This is a genomic window from Allobosea massiliensis, assembly GCF_042655245.1.
Classification (GTDB): Bacteria; Pseudomonadota; Alphaproteobacteria; order Rhizobiales; family Beijerinckiaceae; genus Allobosea; species Allobosea massiliensis.
Genome location: NZ_JBHSLU010000050.1, coordinates 23789 through 39808, shown reverse-complemented (window position 1 = coordinate 39808; position 16020 = coordinate 23789). Strand labels below are relative to the sequence as shown.

The window sequence follows — 16020 nt, the reverse complement described above, 5'->3', positions numbered from 1 at the left end:
TCATGCAGCTTGAATCGACTCTGACTTGTCCTCGCTGCGCCCATCAGGCGACTGAGACGATGCCGACGGACGCCTGCTGGTTTTTCTACGAATGCAAGAGCTGCGGAGTACTGCTGCGACCGCTTGAAGGCGATTGCTGCGTGTTCTGCTCTTATGGCGACGTGCCCTGTCCGCCGATTCAGGCCGCCAGCGATGGACAGCCGTCAGCGGCGGGCTGCTGTGCGCCTCGGATCGCGGCGCGAACCGGCTCCGGGGACGGATTTTAGGTCTGCGCCCAAGCGAGCTGTTTTCGGTTCGCGCCTGCCGGCCGACCCGCGTTCTCGCAGGCCGGCTGGAACCTCGTCAGCTCATGCGCTTGATCTCGGCATAGGCGCCTTTGGTGCGCAGGATGATGGTCACCGGCTTCGTGCCGCGGTTGCGCCAGAACCAGCCATGGCCGCCGTCGAATTCGGCGGTCAGCACGCCGGTATCGCCCGCTACCGCGCGGCCGGTCTTGTAGCTCTTCTCCTTGGCGCCGGGGCCGGGCGTGCCGTGCATGTCGTAGTTGACGACGCCGTCCTTGACGCTCCACTCGAAGGTGACCTTTGCGCCCTTGACCATGGTGAGCTTGTATTCGGTCCCCTTGGTCGGATCGAGCGTGATCACGGTCTCGTCGGTCTTCTCGGCCTGGGCGAGATCGAGCCGTTCGCCGGCCTGCGCAGGCGAGACGAGGAGCCCGGCCAGCGTGGTCAGCAGGCCGGAGCGCTGGTCCGGGGCCGGCGTCGCGGGGGCCGGTTGAATCGGCGTCGTGGAGAGGTCCTTCAGGCGGTCGGCCTCGGCTTCGGCTGCGAGCTGGGTCTTGATCTCGCCCATCTCGGTCAGCCTGAGCATGCGGCCGACGCCGGTGGGGTCGATCGCGTATTCGGCGGGCAGCACGATGGTCACGAGGATGCCGGCCGCCGCGACGATGGCGATGGCGGTCGAGCGCAGAAGCTGGGCGTTAGTCGGCAGTTCGGCGCGGGTCGGGATGTCGGTGTTGTACATGAGACGTGTGTCCTTGGGGTTCAGGAAACGAAATAGCCGGTGAGCTGGTAGCCGACGAGCACGAAGCCGGCGGTGAGCATCCAGACGTTTGCGGTGTAGGCATGACGCCAGAAGCTGGCCGTGCGCCGCCAGTAGCCCATGACGATCAGGATCATGCCGAGCGCCGTGAGCTGGCCGAGTTCGACGCCGACATTGAAGGCGAGCAGGTTCGGGATGAGCCCGTCCGGGGAGATCTGGTATTCCAGTATTTTGGTCGAGAGACCAAAACCATGGAACAGGCCGAAGATCAGCGTCGCCGCCTTGGTGTTCGGTTGGAAGCCAAGCCAGCGCTGGTAGGCGCCCATGTTGTCGAGCGCCTTGTAGACGACCGACAGCCCGATGATGGCGTCGATGAGGTAGCTGTTGATCCCGACGTTGAACTAGACGCCGAGCAGCATGGTCGTGGAGTGGCCGATCGCGAACAGGCTGACATAGAGCGCGATGTGCTTGAGGCGGTAGAGGAAGAAGATCACCCCGAACAGGAACAGGATGTGGTCGTAGCCCGTCACCATGTGCTTGGCGCCGAGATAGACGAACGGGAGCAGGTTCACCCCCGTGATCTCCTTGATGTAGCCCTTGTCGCCCTCGGCTACGGCGTGGGCCAGCGCCGCATCGATGCCCGGCATAACCAGGACGATCGCCAGTACGAGGGAAAGGAGCAGGCGCAAGGCTGCTTGTCGCAGCAGGCGCCGCCCTCCGGTGGAAGGTGGTTGCATGACTGATCCGATGGTTCGTCGTTGAAGGCTGCCGCGAGCGCGGCGCTGAGTTCAGGCGACGGCGGATCGAGGCGGGCGTTCCAGACCGCCGGGTCGCTCCGAGGCGGATCGCCGATGCTCGTGCCGGATCGGGGTCCGCACGAAGCGCGGCGTGCCGAGCTGGATCAGGCCGACGACATCCGCCGTCTCGTGGACATGGTCGGCGGTATTGTGCCCATGGACATGGCCTGGCAAGCGCTCGTCGGGCTCGCCCTCTTCATGGGCATGGCCGTGCTCGGCGATCGAAGCGGCGAGTTCCGCATGCCGTAAGACCTCGGCCTGCGCGATGGCGTAGGCGTTGTGCCCGGCAGAGACGTGCGCAGCCGAGAGCGTCATGCAGAGCGCCATCGCGAGGGCGATGACGAGGCTGAACCCGGCTCGAAGGCGGCGGCGCGACATGGGCAGAGCGTAGAGCCCTTCTTCTTGACGACAATTTGACTGGAGACGACGAACGACGAGTCACGTGACCGCATTGACGTATCCTACCCAGGAGGATACGGAAAGCCATGTCCGAGAGCCATCTCCACGCGACCCATCCCGCCATCGTCAAGCGGCTGAAGCGGGCCGACGGGCACCTGCGCAAGGTTATCGAGATGATCGAGGCCGGTCGTTCCTGCCTCGACATCGCCCAGCAATTGCAGGCTGTGGAGAGCGCGATCGGGCAGGCCAAGAAGACCCTGATCCAGGACCATCTCGACCACTGCCTCGACGAAGTCGTCGGGCCCTTGCCGCATAAGCAGCGCGAGGTGGTCGACGCCTTCAAGGCCATCGCGAAATACCTTTAGGGCCCACCCCATGCTGGCTATCCTCGCCAACCGGACCTATCGCCACCTCTTTCTCGCGCAGGTCATCGCGCTGGTCGGCACCGGCCTTGCGACGGTCGCGCTAGGTCTTCTCGCGTATGATCTCGCGGGTGCGAATGCGGGCATCGTGCTCGGCACAGCGCTGGCCATCAAGATGATCGCCTATGTCGGCGTCGCGCCGATCGCGTCCGCCTTCGCTGAGTGCCTGCCGCGCCGGAGCATGCTGGTGGGGCTCGATCTCGTTCGCGCGGCCGCGGCGCTGCTGCTGCCTTTCGTCACGGAGATCTGGCAGGTCTATATGCTGATCTTCGTGCTGCAGTCGGCCTCGGCCGCCTTCACGCCGACCTTCCAGGCGACGATTCCCGACATCCTGCCCGATGAGAAGGACTACACCCGGGCACTCTCGCTTTCGCGGCTGGCCTACGATCTGGAGAGCCTGCTGAGCCCGGCGCTAGCGGCGCTGCTGCTGACCGTGATCAGCTTCCACAACCTCTTCGCCGGCACGGTCATCGGCTTCATCGCCTCGGCCGCGCTGGTCGTGTCTGTCATTCTGCCGAACCCGAAGCCCGGCGAGCCGCGTGGCGTCTACGACCGCACCACGCGGGGCCTGCGGATTTACCTCGCGACGCCACGGCTGCGCGGGCTGCTGGCGCTGAGCCTCGCCGTCTCGGCGGCAGGCTCCATGGTCATCGTCAATACGGTGGTTCTGGTTCAGGCGACCTATGGCCTGACGCAGCAGGCGACCGCGCTCGCGCTGGCGATGTTCGGCGCGGGCTCGATGACGGCCGCCTTCGCGCTGCCGCGCCTGCTCGACCGCCTCGACGACCGCAGGCTGATGTTGATTGCCGGCGCTGCGCTTCCGGTCCTATTGATGCTGGGCACGCTGGTTCCCGGCTTTTCCGTCCTGCTGCCGCTCTGGTTCGCGCTCGGCTTCTCCTACAGCCTGACCCAGACGCCGTCGGGTCGCCTTTTGCGGCGCTCTGCCCATCCGGAGGATCGGCCGGCGCTGTTCGCCGCCCAATTCGCCCTCTCGCATGCCTGCTGGCTGATAACCTACCCGGCGGCGGGCTGGCTGGGCGCGACGATCGGCTTGCCCGCGACATTCGTGGCGATGGCGATCATCGCCGGGCTGGCGCTGGCGATCGCCTTGCGTGTCTGGCCGGCGGGCGATCCCGACGAGATCGAACACGAGCATCCCGGCCTCGAAGCCGACCATCCGCATCTGGCGGGTGCGGGCAGGCGGCATCGGCATGCCTTCGTGATCGACCGAAATCATCTTGCCTGGCCGACGCGCGGCTGAGCGGCTTGAGCATGGGCCCACTATCGGAAATCGTTCCTATTATCCGACATCTCGCCGCAGGCGAGACGCTGTTTGCGGCCGGGGACGAAACGCGCGGCTTCTTTATGGTGCGCACGGGACGCGTCAGGCTCGTGCGCTTCGGCGGCGATGGCCGTGAGACGGCGCTGTTCACCGCTGGGCCGGAAGAGCGCTTCGCCGAGGCCTCACTTTTCGCCGAGCGCTACCATTGCGACGCCATCGCCCTGAGTGAAGCCGTCGTCGCGTGCTTTCCCAAGGCCGCCAGCCTCGCGCTACTGGGCGATGATGCGACCGCACGGCTCGACCTGACGGCCGATCTCGCCCGGCAGGTGATGACGCTCCGCGCGCGGTTGACGGTGCGCGACATCCGCTCGGCGCGCGAGCGGGTGATCGCCTTCCTCGTCGCGGAAGCCAGCGAAGACGGACGCACGATCGCCTTTGACGGCTCGCTGCGGGACATCGCCGTCGCGATTGGCCTGACGCCCGAGGCGTTCTACCGGACGCTGGCCCGACTTGAGGCGCAGGGGACGATTTCACGGAAGACCGGCCACATTGTCCTGACATGATCTCGATCATGTCGCGATGTCACGATCTCCGGCAGGTTGGGCGCGAAGGAGAACCCCGATGAGCCGCCTCGCCTTGACCACCATACTCGTTTTGATCTCGGCAGGCCTCGCGTCGGCCGCGCCGGCATGGGGGCAGACGCACAGCTCCTATGCCGGCGAGCAGAGCCGGGCGATCAAGGCGCTGTCGCCCAAGGAGTTCGACGATCTCGCGCAAGGCCGCGGCATGGGCCTCGCCAAGGCAGCCGAACTCAACCGCTATCCCGGGCCGATGCACGCGCTCGAGCTTGCGGACCTGCTCAGCCTGTCAAGCCGTCAGCGACAAGCGTTGGAGTCGATCAAGGCGCGGATGAACGTCGAGGCGAAGGCGGTTGGCGGAGAGCTTCTGGGCCTCGAACGCGAACTGGACGCAGGCTTCGCCGCCCGCAAGATCGACGCGCAGCGCCTCAAGGCGCTGACGGAACGGATCGGCGTCAGGCAGGGAGCCCTGAGGGCGGTCCATCTCGTCGCCCATATCGAGACTGCGGCGGTGATGTCGGCGGAGCAGATCGCGCGATACGATCACCTGCGCGGCTATGGCGGCAATCGAATCGCGCCGATGCCGGAGTCAGGGCATGGCGGCCACGGTGCGCCCAAGCACTGACCGTCGATCGACCAAGCTCCGCGTCAACCGCTTGCAACGATGTCGTTCAAGGCGTCCACGAACAGGTCGATCTCATCCTCGGAATTGTAATAGTGCGGCGACACGCGCAGAACGGTCGGGAGATTCCGGGCGCTGGCGTCGAGAAGCGTGCTGTTCGGCTTCGAGACGCTGACGTTAATCGCCCGTTGAGTCAGCTCCGACCGGATCGCTTCCGAGGCAAGACCGCGGACCGCGAAGCTTACGATCGCAGCGCGATCACGTCCGAGATCGTGCAGTGTCACCCGTGGCAAGCGTTCGAGTTCCGCTTTTACATGGTCGGTGAGGTGCAGGCAGCGAGCCCTGATGGCGTCGAGGCCGAGACCGAGCGCGTAATCGACCGCGGCGCCCAGTCCAAGCCTTGCGGCGTAGTTCTTCTCCCATGTCTCGAACCGGCGCGCATCCGGCCTCAGCGCATAGCGGTCGGCGCCAACCCAGGGCGCGCCGAAGTGGTCGATCATCGCCGGTTCGAGTGTCTCGAGCATCGCCCGTCGGACGTAGAGGAACCCCGTGCCGCGCGGACCGCGCAGGAACTTGCGTCCCGTTGCGGCGAGCAGATCGCAACCGATCTCTTCGACATCGATCGGGAGCTGACCGACCGCCTGGCAGGCGTCAAGGAGGTAGGTCACGCCATGACGGCGCGCGATCTTCCCGACCGCAGCAGCAGGATTGATCAGCCCGCCATTTGTAGGGATCCAAGTGATGGCGATGAGCTTGACCCGCTCGTCCATCATCGCTGCGAGAGCATCCGGATCGAGAGCACCCGTCTCGTCGTCGGGCACGACCTCGATCGTGACGCCGGTTCGGCGCGCCATCTGGAGGAAAGCAACATAATTTGCAGCGTACTCGGCGCGAGCGGTCAGGATCCGATCGCCCGCCTGGAAGCGCTGCGCATAGAATGCCATCTGCCATGCGACGGTCGCGTTTTCCGTCAGCGCGATCTCGTCATCGCCGGCATTGATCAGCCTGGCGACGGAGGCATAGACGGCCGAGACGGCCTCTGCCCTCATGTCGGCGGCCTCGTAGCCGCCACGCATCGCTTCAAGATCGAGGTGATCCTTCATGGCCGCGATGACCGGCGCTGGCATGAGGCTGGCGCCGGCGTTGTTGAGATGGATGCGATGAGCGGTGCCGGGTGTGTCCGCGCGCAAGCTGGCGATATCCAGTCGGTTGATCTGATTCACGTGTCGATCGCCTTGCCGGTCAATGCCGGCTGCTGAACGTGTCGCCCTCGTCGCACGTGCAGTCGGCGTGTGTTTTCGCCTTGCCGCGCTTTTTCTCAGCAGGCGGTTGGCGGGCGTCGGGAAGCGCGAGATCGGCCAGGATCGGGCATTCGGGCCGGTCGTCGCCGTGGCAGGTCTGGGCCAGATGCCGGAGCGTCCGTGACATGGCCTGAAGCTCGTCGATCTTGGTCTCTAGATCGCGGACATGCTTCATCGCGAACGTCTTCACGTCGGCGCTGGCCCGGCTCTTGTCGCGCCACAGCGCCAGAAGTTCGCGGGCCTCCTCGATCGAGAAGCCCAGCGTGCGGGCCCGCTTGATGAAGCGAAGCTCGTGGATCTCCTCGGCCGTGTAGACCCGGTACCCAGCCTGGGTGCGGATTGGCGGCTCGATCAGGCCGATGCTCTCGTAGTAGCGGATCATCTTCGCGGTGACGCCCGATGCCGTCGCCGCCTGGCCGATGTTCATGTCGATAGCTCCTGGTTCTGCAACAGATTCATTCGGCGGGCGCGAGCTGCGCCGGGCGGGAGGGCTCCGGTTCGACCCGGGCCCGCCGGCCGAAGCGCTTCAGCCGCAGCGCATTCGCCAGCACGCTGACGCTGGAGAGCGCCATGGCGAGGCCGGCGAACATCGGCGACATCAGCACGCCGAAGGCCGGATACAGCGCACCGGCTGCAACGGGGATGAGCACGACGTTGTATCCGAAGGCCCAGACGAGGTTCTGGCGGATGTTGGCGATCGTGGCCTGCGACAGCGCGATGGCCGTGGCGACGCCGGAGAGATCGCCGGACATGAGCACGACGTCGGCGCTCTCGATCGCGATGTCAGTGCCGGTGCCGATCGCGATGCCGACATCGGCCTGCGCCAGCGCCGGCGCATCGTTGATCCCGTCACCGACGAAGGCGACGCGGACACCGCCGACCTGCAGCAACTTGACTACCTCGGCCTTGCCGGTGGGCAGCACCTCGGCCACGACCTCGTCGATTCCAAGCCGGGCCGCGATCGCCTTGGCCGTGCGCTCGTTGTCGCCGGTGATCATGACGACGCGCAGGCCGAGGCCATGCAGCGCGGCGATGGCGGCGGGCGTCGTCTCCTTCACGGGATCAGCGACCGCGATGATGGCCGCGAGCCGGCCGTCGATCGCAGCAAAGAGCGGCGTCTTGCCAGCGTCGCCAAGTTGCGCGGCCTGCTTGGCGAAGGGCGAAAGATCGAGACCAAGACGACGCATCAGCCGATCGGCGCCGACCTCGACGCGACGGCCATCGACACGCGCCGCCGCCCCGAATCCGGGCTCGCTGGAGAAGTCCGTCGGCTCGGCCAGCATCAGTCCGCGCTGCCTCGCACCGGCGACGATCGCCTCGGCCACGGGATGCTCCGAGAGGGTTTCAACCGTGGCCACGAGGCGCAGCACCTCGTCCTCCGCGAACCCGTCCGTCACCGCGATGTCGGTCAGTTCCGGCCGGCCCTTCGTCAGCGTGCCCGTCTTGTCGAGCGCGATGACCTTTGAGTCCTTGAGGCTCTGCAGCGCTTGCCCCTGCCGAAACAGGATGCCGAGCTCGGCGCCCTTGCCGGTGCCGACCATGATCGAGGTCGGCGTCGCCAGGCCCATCGCGCATGGGCAGGCGATGATCAGCACGGCGACAGCGTTAACGAGCGCGTAGGACAGCGCCGGGCTCGGGCCGAAGATCAGCCAGATCGCGAAGGTGAGCAGAGAAAGCCCGATCACGGCGGGCACGAACCACATCGTCACCCTGTCAACGACCGCCTGGATCGGCAGCTTTGCGCCCTGCGCCGCCTCGACGGTCGCGACGATCTGCGCGAGCAAAGTGTCGGCCCCGACCTTGCGAGCGCTGAAGCGGAACGAGCCCGTGCCGTTGACCGTCCCGCCGGTGACGGCAGAGCCAGCCTGCTTGCGGGCCGGGATCGGCTCGCCGGTGATCATCGCCTCGTCGACATAAGACGATCCGGAGACGACCTCGCCATCGACGGGGATGCGTTCGCCCGGCCGCACGATGACGACGTCGCCGACGATCACCGTCTCGATAGCCACGTCGGCCTCGCTGCCGTCGCGCAGCACGCGCGCCGTCTTGGCCTGGAGCGACATCAGCCGGCGGATCGCCTCGCTCGTCGAACCCTTGGCGCGCGCCTCGATCCAGCGCCCGATCAGGATCAGGGTCACGATCACCGCGCTCGCCTCGAAATAGGTGTATTCGGTCCCGTCCGGCAACAGGCCGGGCATGAAGGTCGCTACGCTCGAATAGAGGAAGGCCGCGGTCGTGCCGAGCGCCACCAGCGAGTTCATGTCCGGAGCGCCACGCAGCAGCGCCGGCCACCCCTTGCGGATGAAGCGCTGGCCGGGCACCGCCATCACGAAGCCGGCGAGCAGGAACGACAGCACCTTGATGTTGAACTCGCCGATCCGGCCGGCAAGAAAATGGTGCAGCGTCTCGGACATGTGCATGCCCATCTCGAAGACGAGCAGCGGCAGGGTGGCGATCGCCGCCAGGACGACGTCACGGCGCAACCCCGAGAGTTCGGTTTCCCGGGCCTGACGTTCGCGGTCGGCGGTATCGACCGCATTCCGGATCGGTTCGGCCTCGTAGCCGGCGGCGGAGACTGCCTCGACGAGCGAGGGCGCCATCTCCGGCCCGCCCAGCACGCGCACGGATGCACGCGAGGTCGCCAGATTGACGGCTGCGTCGAGGACGCCTGGCACCGCCTTGAGCGCACGCTCGACTCGCCCGACGCAGGAGGCGCAGGTCATGCCGGAGACACTCAACTCGACGACGCTCTCCCTCGGCTCGTAGCCCACCTTGCGGATGGCCGCGTCAATGGCCGCCGTCTCGACCCTGCCGGACGAGAGGGCGACGTGCGCCCGCTGCGTCGCCAGGTTCACCGAGACGCCACCGACGCCCTCGACCCCTGCGATCGCCCGCTCCACGCGGCCGACGCATGAGGCGCAGCTCATTCCTTCGACAGGAAAATCCAACTGAATGCCGTGTGAGGCCGGGTTTCTGGCCATCGTTGCAGTCGACATGACGTGTCTCCGAACTGTGATGGCAAGGGATATGGTGCTTCCCATAATGGTAAGGTCAAGCGCTATCGGAGCGTTCGAAGAAAAATTCTTCGGACGCGCCGAGGCGGCGAAAAAAGCCTCTTGACCTTACCACTGTGGAAAGCCGCAGCCTCCTTCTCACCCGCACATCAACAGGAGGCTTCAGCCATGTGCTCGTGCCAGCAACATTCCAATTCCACATCCGAAACCGTCGCTACCCCATCGGCGGGCGGGCTCAATTTCCGCGTAGACGACATGACCTGTGGCCATTGCGCCGGCACGATCAAGAAGGCGATCGAGACGACCCTGCCCGGCACGACCGTCGATGCCGATCCCGCCTCCAGGCTCGTGAATGTCGTGGGCTTCGGCGACTACGCCGCGATCAAGGCGATCGTGACCGGCGCCGGCTACACGCCAAGCGCCTCTCCCGTCGCAGCCTGAACGAAATCGAGGGGGCAGAAAGCGGCAGAAGGCAGCATCGACCGTCTGACCTACGCAAGCCGCTCGCCCCGTAACAGAGGGGATTGTCATGAAGAGCATCATTCTGGCCGCGCTTGCTCTTGCCAGCGCGGCCGCCCTCCCGGCGGAAGCCGCGGAGGGCGACACCGTCAAGGCCATCAGGGCCCGAGGCGAGCTGCTCTGCGGCGTCTCGACCGGCGTCTCGACGGGCATGTCGACACTGGACAACCAAGGCAACTGGAAGGGAATGGAGGTCGAATTCTGCCGGGGCCTGGCTGCTGCGATCCTCGGTGACGCCAGCAAGGTGAAGTTCGTCCCACTCGAATTCCGGGTCGCCTTCACGACGCTGCAGTCCGGCGCCGCCGACATCCTGGCGCGCACGGCGACATGGAGCTACTCGCGCGACGCCTCGCTCAACCTCGATTGGGGCGGCGTCTACATGTATGACGGCCAGGGTTTCATGGTCGCGAAGAAGCTCGGCGCCAAGAGCGGCAAGGACCTGAACGGCGCGTCGATCTGCGTCTCGGCCGGCACGACGTCGGAGCTGAACCTCGCCGACTACTTCCGCTCCAACGGCATGAAGTACACCGTCATCACCGGTTCGACGCGTGAACAGAACCAGCAGAGTCTGGAGTCGGGCCGGTGCGACGCCTATTCCAACGAGCGCGGCGGCCTTGCGGCGAGCCGAACGGCGATGAAGAACCCCGATGACTGGGTGATCCTGCCGGACGTCTTCTCGAAGGAGCCGCTCGGGCCGACGCTCCGGCAGGATGACGCGCGCTTCCGCGACATCGTGGCCTGGACCCTCAACATCATCATCGCCGCCGAGGAATTCGGCGTGACGAAGGCGAATGTCGCCGAGCAGGCGGCGAGTTCGACCAACCCGGAAGTCCAGCGCATGCTCGGAAAAACGGGCGAATTCGGCAAGATGCTCGGGATGGAGCAGGACTGGGCCGTCAAGGTCATCGCGGCAACGGGCAATTATGGCGAGCTCTACGAGCGCAACCTCGGGTCGGGCAGCCCGATCAAGCTCGATCGCGGCCTGAACTCGCTCTGGAGCAAGGGCGGGCTGCTCTACAGCCCGCCTTTCCGGTGAACGAGGTGCGGCGGCTCAGCCCGCCGCACCGCCTCCTGGAGCATCGGTCATGACATCGACCGGGTTGAGTACGCCACAGATCGCGGCACGACCGGTGACGCTCGGTCGAAATCTTACGGGTCGGCAGCGCCGCCATATCCTCTACCAAGCCGCGTTCCTGCTCGTGCTTTGCGCCTTGCTGTGGCTTGCCTGGCGCAACGTGGAGGCCAACCTCGCCGTGCGCAAGCTCGCGCTCGGCTTCTCCTTCCTGCGGCAGGAGGCCGGCTTCGGCATTTCCTTCAGCATCATCCCATATGCGGAAACCGACACCTACCTGCGGGTTTTCGTGGTCGGCCTGTCGAACACGCTCCTCATTGCCTTGCTCGGCATCATCGCGGCGACGCTTCTCGGCTTCGCGATCGGCATCGCGCGCCTCTCGCCGAACTGGGCGGTGGCGAAGGCTGCACTTGTCTATATCGAGACCGTCCGCAACCTGCCCCTGCTTCTGCATGTCCTGATCTGGTACAACGTCGTGATCCGGTCGCTGCCGCCCTCCCGGCAGGCCGTCAACCTGCTCGACGCCGTCTTCCTGAGCAACCGCAGCATCTTTGTCCCGTCGTTGGAGACGAGCCTGGGTTGGGAGACGCTCGCGCTGTTGGTAGGCGGAGCGGTTGCCGCGATCGCAGGCATCCTTCGCCGCGCCCGACGCTGGCGCGAGGAGACCGGACAGCCGACGCGTGTGGCGATCCCGATCGTCTTTATCTTGGCCGGCGCACTGCTCCTTGTCGCTGGATGGGGCCAACTCCGCGTGAGTTGGCCGGCGCTGCAGGGGTTCAACTTTTCCGGCGGCATGGCGCTGTCGCCGGAGCTCTCGGCGCTGGTCGTGGCGCTGGCCGTTTACAACGCCTCCTTCATCGCGGAACTGGTACGCGGTTCGATCGAGGCCATCGGCAAGGGTCAACGCGAGGCGGCCGCGGCGCTGGGGCTCGATCGCGGCAGGATCTTGAAGCTGGTGATCATCCCGCAGGCGATGCGCGTGCTCGTCCCGCCGCTGACGAACCAGTATCTGCATCTCGTCAAGGCGTCGTCGCTGGCGACCGTCATCGGCTATCCGGACCTCGTCAACGTCTTCGTCGGCACGAGCCTTAACCAGACCGGGCGGGCGATCGAGATCATGGCGATGACAATGGCCGTGTACCTCGTGCTCAGTCTGGCGATCACGGGACTGAGCAACCTGCAGTCCCGCCGCCTGAGGCTCGTCGAGCGATGACTGCCGTGGTCAACTCGAGCCGCGTCGAGCGGAGCCCGGCTATTGCGCAACTGAGAAGGCGTCTCGCCTGGGCGCGCGCCAATCTGTTCGCTCGGCCGATCGACGTGCTGCTGACCTCAACGATCGCCGCAGCCGCTGTCGCGCTGCTCTGGGCGATCGTCCCGTGGGCGTTCATCGACGCGGTCTGGGTCGGCGAGAACCGCGCCGCCTGCCGACCGGACGCCGCCTGTTGGGCCTTCATCGTCAACCGGGGCGGTCAATTTCTCTACGGCTTCTATCCCCAGCCGGAGCGCTGGCGCGTGAACGCCGTATTTTTGATCTTCGCAGTATCGGTCTTCTTGCTGCTGCGGCGCGACACCCCAGGCAAGCGGGTCGTTGCCTTCTTTCTCCTCCTTGTGTTCCCCATCCTGGGCTATGTCCTGCTCCACGGCGGCGTGGCGGGGCTGTCGCGCGTGACGACCGATAAATGGGGCGGGCTTTCGCTAACGCTTCTTCTCGGCGTCGCCGGAATCGTCGTGTCGTTCCCAATCGCGATCGTGCTGGCGCTGGGTCGGCAGAGCGAAATGCCGCTGTTTCGCTGGGCGAGCATCGCCTACATCGAGATCTGCCGCGGACTGCCGCTCATCGCCGTGCTGTTCATGGCGCGGATCCTCCTACCTTACGCCTTTCCGGTTGGCTCCGAGTTCGATCCCCTCGCGCTCGCGGTCACCGGCATCATCCTGTTCGAAAGCGCCTATCTCGCGGAAGTGTTCCGAGGAGGCTTCCAGGCGATCCCGAAAGGTCAGGCCGAAGCGGCCGCCGCGATCGGGTTCGGCTACTGGCGGACCGCGATCTACGTCACGCTGCCGCAGATGTTGCGCGTCGTGGTTCCCGGCGTCGTCAACAACGCTATCGCGCTGGTGAAGAACACGACGTTGGTCGTGATTCTGGGGCTCTTCGAGGTCCTGAACATCGTCGCTGCCGGCGCCGCCGATCCCGACTGGCTGGGGCTCCACGCGGAGGGCTACGTCTTCGTCGGGCTGGTCTTCTGGGGGCTCTGTTTCGCCATGTCGCGCTACAGTCAGAGCCTCGAACGCGAGATAAAGGCGGCGGAACGGCAATGATGTCATCGTCCAGCCGCCCGCTTCTCGAGGTCTCCGGGCTGAACAAATGGTTCGGCGCTATGCACGCTCTGCGCGACGTCGATCTGACCGTCGGGGTCGGAGAGCGCATCGTGGTCTGCGGTCCGTCCGGTTCGGGCAAGTCGACGATGGTCCGATGCATCAATGCCCTTGAACGCTACCAGAATGGCCTGATCCGATTGGAGGGGGAGGCCATCAACGCCGATTGCGACAGCGTCTTGGGGGCGAGGCGCGCGATCGGGATGGTGTTCCAGTCGTTCAACCTCTTTCCGCATCTCAGCGTCCTTGACAACATCACGCTCGGCCCGCGCAAGTTGCTCCGGTTGCCGCGGCCCGATGCCGAGAGCGCGGCGATGATGCTGCTCTCCCAGGTCCGGATGGAGGATCAGGCGCGCAAGATGCCGTCGCAGCTCTCGGGCGGCCAGCAGCAGCGGGCCGCGATCGCGCGCGCATTGGCCATGAACCCCAAACTGATGCTGTTCGACGAGCCGACCTCGGCCTTGGACCCCGAAATGGTCAAGGAGGTTCTCGATGTCATGACGGCCTTGGCGGAAGCCGGGACGACGATGATCTGCGTGACCCACGAGATGGGCTTCGCCAAGGCCGTTGCGCACCGGATCGTGTTCATGGACCAAGAGAAGATCGTCGAGACAGCTGATCCCGCTGCGTTCTTCGCCGGCGACTGCTGCGATCGGGCACGGAGTTTTGTTGGCACCACCGCCGGTCGGTCAGGCCTAGCGTCATCTTCGTGATCTGATCGGGATCAGAAACAGATGAGCAAAAAACTTCATCGACTTTCAATGCCGGTCGGCCCGCAAAAAAGTCCGCGAAAGCGGAAGGTCAACAAGACGATTCTGCGGGGGTCTCTTGCTAGTTTCAAGAAACTTATCTTGTTTATGTCGTTAGCAATACTGGTATTTATTGTCTTAACAAATAGATGAAAATCTAGCGCATGCCGAAGCTCATCCAGGCTGCCATGGCGACCATCATGAGATTCTCGGTCAACGACACGAAGCCGAGTGGAACTCTGCTGCTGCCCCCGACGCACGCGCACTTGATCTGGCGACGGTCGATGTAGACGGCCTTGACCACCGACGCAGCGCCGATGGTGCCGATGAAGGCCGCGACCGGAACGGAGAGCCAGGTCAGGGCTCCGGCGATCATCAGCACACCAGCCATCAGCTCGGCATACGGATAAACATAGGAGTAAGGCACCCAGCGCCGCGCCAGAAGGTCGTAGCCGAGGAACATGGTCGAGAAGCTCTCGACGTCCTGAAGCTTGAGCAGCGCCAGGATGCACATGCTGAAAGCGATAAACCACTCCAGCGAGTGCAAATCGAGAAGACGACCCGAGCTAGCCCAGTTGGCCGCGAGCGCCATCAGTGCCGCGACGGCAAAGACCCAGATAACGGGCGTATAGCTGGTCGCCCCGGGATCGGCGACGCTCAGCCCAAAGAAGCGACGCAGATCGTCGTAGCCGCCGACGCGTTGTCCGTCGATGAAGGTCTGCGGCGTGGTCTTGACGTCATGCTCGGACTTGAAGGCGTCGGTCTCAGCCCTCGAGGTAAGCCAGCGATCTTCGACGGTGTAGCCGCGGCGGCTCAGCAGGTCCCGCGCTTTCAGTCCGAACGGGCATTCATGTTCCGGCGTCACCATCCGGTAGATGGTGGCCTGACGCGCTTCACTGGTCGTCACCGCTACGTCTCCAGTGCTTTCGAGCAAGTCGGTCACTGCCGGGCCAGAAGGGCTTCCATCTGGGCGATCTCCTTGCGCTGGCTGGCGACGATGTCGCCGCACAGCGCCTTGATCTCCGGATCCGTGAGCGTCGCCTGCTCGCACATCAGGATGGCACCCGAATGATGCGGGATCATGGCCCGAAGGAACTCGGCGTTTCCGATGCCGGCCTGCGTGCGCATGCCGACAAAGCTGACTGCGAACACCAAGATGGCGGCCGCGCCGACCGCCAGGTTGATGCGCCGCGACGGGAACATCGAGCGCATCGAGACCAGCATGATCACCGTCATCGGCGCCACCATCATGAGGGTCATGTAGACGTTGTTCAGGTTAAAACGGAAATGGGCCACCGTCGCGATCATCGTGTACATGACGAAGTACATCACGATGAAATCGAGGACGATCTCGACTGCGAGGCCGCGGTAGTGGCCTTGCTTCATGTCACCGTGCTGCTCCATATTCCCAACTCCCTCATCGCGGCTTTGGTCGGCTGTCCAATGAGCGCGACGCTACTTACCCTTGGTCTTCAGCCACGCGTCGATCGTGGCGATTTCCTTCTCCTGAGCGGTGACGATCTCCTGCGCCAGCTTCTTGGCCTCGGCGTCCTTGCCGTTCGCCAGCTCGACCTTGGCCATGTTAATGGCCGCCTGATGATGGCCCTTCATCTGCTTCATAAAATCGACATCGGCGTCGCCCGTGTAGGCTGGCATTCCGCTCATCATCGTGATCATCGACTGCTTGTAGCCCTTGGTGGCCGTGGAATCGGAGTTCATCGGCATCATCATCTTCATGTGCATGCCGGGATCCATCGCCGGCTTCGACGCGGGCTGCTGGGCTGAGGCTGCAGAGATGGCGAGAGCGGATGAGAGCGCAATGAGGCTGAGACGTGTCATGGTTCTGGTTCC

Annotated in this window: 18 protein-coding genes and 1 pseudogene; 10 read left to right on the top strand and 9 right to left on the bottom strand. The window is 65.0% G+C overall.

Features of this window, described 5'->3' with window-relative positions; genetic code table 11:
- Positions 1-2 precede the first annotated feature (2 nt).
- Positions 3-266 (top strand): GDCCVxC domain-containing (seleno)protein, encoded by a 264-nt coding sequence (locus ACFPN9_RS16135; RefSeq protein ID WP_082365457.1) that lies wholly within the window; start codon positions 3-5, stop codon positions 264-266.
- Between the two features lie 76 nt (positions 267-342).
- Here ACFPN9_RS16135 and ACFPN9_RS16130 read toward each other — a convergent pair whose 3' ends face one another.
- From ACFPN9_RS16130 to ACFPN9_RS16120, 3 genes and pseudogenes are all read right to left on the bottom strand, one after another.
- Complete coding sequence (locus tag ACFPN9_RS16130) at positions 343-1023, bottom strand: hypothetical protein (protein ID WP_054211123.1); 681 nt, start codon at positions 1021-1023, stop codon at positions 343-345.
- 20 nt (positions 1024-1043) lie between these two features.
- A pseudogene (locus tag ACFPN9_RS16125) lies at positions 1044-1688 on the bottom strand (HupE/UreJ family protein).
- 141 nt (positions 1689-1829) lie between these two features.
- Entirely contained in the window at positions 1830-2216 is a 387-nt protein-coding gene (locus ACFPN9_RS16120) for a hypothetical protein (protein ID WP_054211121.1), read from the bottom strand.
- A 107-nt stretch (positions 2217-2323) separates the two neighbouring features.
- Here ACFPN9_RS16120 and ACFPN9_RS16115 point away from each other — a divergent pair, with 107 nt between their 5' ends.
- From ACFPN9_RS16115 to ACFPN9_RS16100, 4 genes are read left to right on the top strand one after another with little or no spacing between them, the layout of a single operon-like run.
- A complete protein-coding gene (locus tag ACFPN9_RS16115; protein WP_054211120.1) occupies positions 2324-2602 on the top strand; it encodes a metal-sensing transcriptional repressor in 279 nt (92 codons plus the stop codon).
- Positions 2603-2612: 10 nt separating this feature from the next.
- A complete protein-coding gene (locus ACFPN9_RS16110) occupies positions 2613-3920 on the top strand; it encodes an MFS transporter (protein WP_054211119.1) in 1308 nt (435 codons plus the stop codon).
- 11 nt (positions 3921-3931) lie between these two features.
- A complete protein-coding gene (locus ACFPN9_RS16105; protein ID WP_082735492.1) occupies positions 3932-4504 on the top strand; it encodes a Crp/Fnr family transcriptional regulator in 573 nt (190 codons plus the stop codon).
- Between the two features lie 58 nt (positions 4505-4562).
- Positions 4563-5144: a hypothetical protein gene (locus ACFPN9_RS16100; protein ID WP_054211118.1), complete on the top strand. Its 582-nt coding sequence runs from the start codon at positions 4563-4565 to the stop codon at positions 5142-5144.
- A gap of 23 nt (positions 5145-5167) precedes the next feature.
- On the opposite strand, the gene ACFPN9_RS16095 is transcribed toward ACFPN9_RS16100, so the two are convergent.
- From ACFPN9_RS16095 to ACFPN9_RS16085, 3 genes are read right to left on the bottom strand one after another with little or no spacing between them, the layout of a single operon-like run.
- Entirely contained in the window at positions 5168-6364 is a 1197-nt protein-coding gene (locus tag ACFPN9_RS16095; RefSeq protein WP_068072678.1) for an aminotransferase class V-fold PLP-dependent enzyme, read from the bottom strand.
- A 19-nt stretch (positions 6365-6383) separates the two neighbouring features.
- On the bottom strand, positions 6384-6869 hold the full coding sequence (cueR, locus tag ACFPN9_RS16090) for a Cu(I)-responsive transcriptional regulator (protein WP_082735493.1): 486 nt from the start codon (positions 6867-6869) through the stop codon (positions 6384-6386).
- A gap of 28 nt (positions 6870-6897) precedes the next feature.
- Positions 6898-9438 carry a heavy metal translocating P-type ATPase gene (locus ACFPN9_RS16085; protein WP_052231999.1) on the bottom strand — a complete coding sequence of 847 codons (2541 nt, stop codon included), beginning with the start codon at positions 9436-9438 and terminating at the stop codon, positions 6898-6900.
- 186 nt (positions 9439-9624) lie between these two features.
- Between ACFPN9_RS16085 and ACFPN9_RS16080 the strand changes: the two genes are divergently transcribed.
- The 5 genes from ACFPN9_RS16080 to ACFPN9_RS16060 all read left to right on the top strand — a co-directional run bounded on the left by ACFPN9_RS16080 (position 9625) and on the right by ACFPN9_RS16060 (position 14133).
- Positions 9625-9897: a heavy-metal-associated domain-containing protein gene (locus ACFPN9_RS16080; protein WP_047575049.1), complete on the top strand. Its 273-nt coding sequence runs from the start codon at positions 9625-9627 to the stop codon at positions 9895-9897.
- Positions 9898-9985: 88 nt separating this feature from the next.
- Positions 9986-11011 carry an amino acid ABC transporter substrate-binding protein gene (locus ACFPN9_RS16075; protein WP_047575046.1) on the top strand — a complete coding sequence of 342 codons (1026 nt, stop codon included), beginning with the start codon at positions 9986-9988 and terminating at the stop codon, positions 11009-11011.
- Positions 11012-11060: 49 nt separating this feature from the next.
- The gene (locus ACFPN9_RS16070; RefSeq protein ID WP_377817249.1) at positions 11061-12260 is read left to right on the top strand and encodes an amino acid ABC transporter permease; all 1200 of its coding nucleotides are present in this window, start codon (positions 11061-11063) and stop codon (positions 12258-12260) included.
- Positions 12257-13363, top strand: a complete 1107-nt coding sequence (locus ACFPN9_RS16065; RefSeq protein ID WP_047580271.1) for an amino acid ABC transporter permease — start codon at positions 12257-12259, stop codon at positions 13361-13363. The genes ACFPN9_RS16070 and ACFPN9_RS16065 overlap by 4 nt, the downstream gene beginning before the upstream one ends.
- Positions 13363-14133 (top strand): amino acid ABC transporter ATP-binding protein, encoded by a 771-nt coding sequence (locus tag ACFPN9_RS16060; RefSeq protein WP_377817248.1) that lies wholly within the window; start codon positions 13363-13365, stop codon positions 14131-14133. Before ACFPN9_RS16065 ends, ACFPN9_RS16060 begins: the two co-directional genes overlap by 1 nt.
- 193 nt (positions 14134-14326) lie before the next feature.
- On the opposite strand, the gene ACFPN9_RS16055 is transcribed toward ACFPN9_RS16060, so the two are convergent.
- The 3 genes from ACFPN9_RS16055 to ACFPN9_RS16045 all read right to left on the bottom strand — a co-directional run bounded on the left by ACFPN9_RS16055 (position 14327) and on the right by ACFPN9_RS16045 (position 16008).
- The gene (locus tag ACFPN9_RS16055; protein ID WP_052232425.1) at positions 14327-15037 is read right to left on the bottom strand and encodes a glutaredoxin family protein; all 711 of its coding nucleotides are present in this window, start codon (positions 15035-15037) and stop codon (positions 14327-14329) included.
- 71 nt (positions 15038-15108) lie between these two features.
- Positions 15109-15486 (bottom strand): DUF305 domain-containing protein, encoded by a 378-nt coding sequence (locus ACFPN9_RS16050; protein WP_377801159.1) that lies wholly within the window; start codon positions 15484-15486, stop codon positions 15109-15111.
- A 138-nt stretch (positions 15487-15624) separates the two neighbouring features.
- On the bottom strand, positions 15625-16008 hold the full coding sequence (locus ACFPN9_RS16045; protein WP_047580268.1) for a DUF305 domain-containing protein: 384 nt from the start codon (positions 16006-16008) through the stop codon (positions 15625-15627).
- Positions 16009-16020 lie beyond the last annotated feature (12 nt).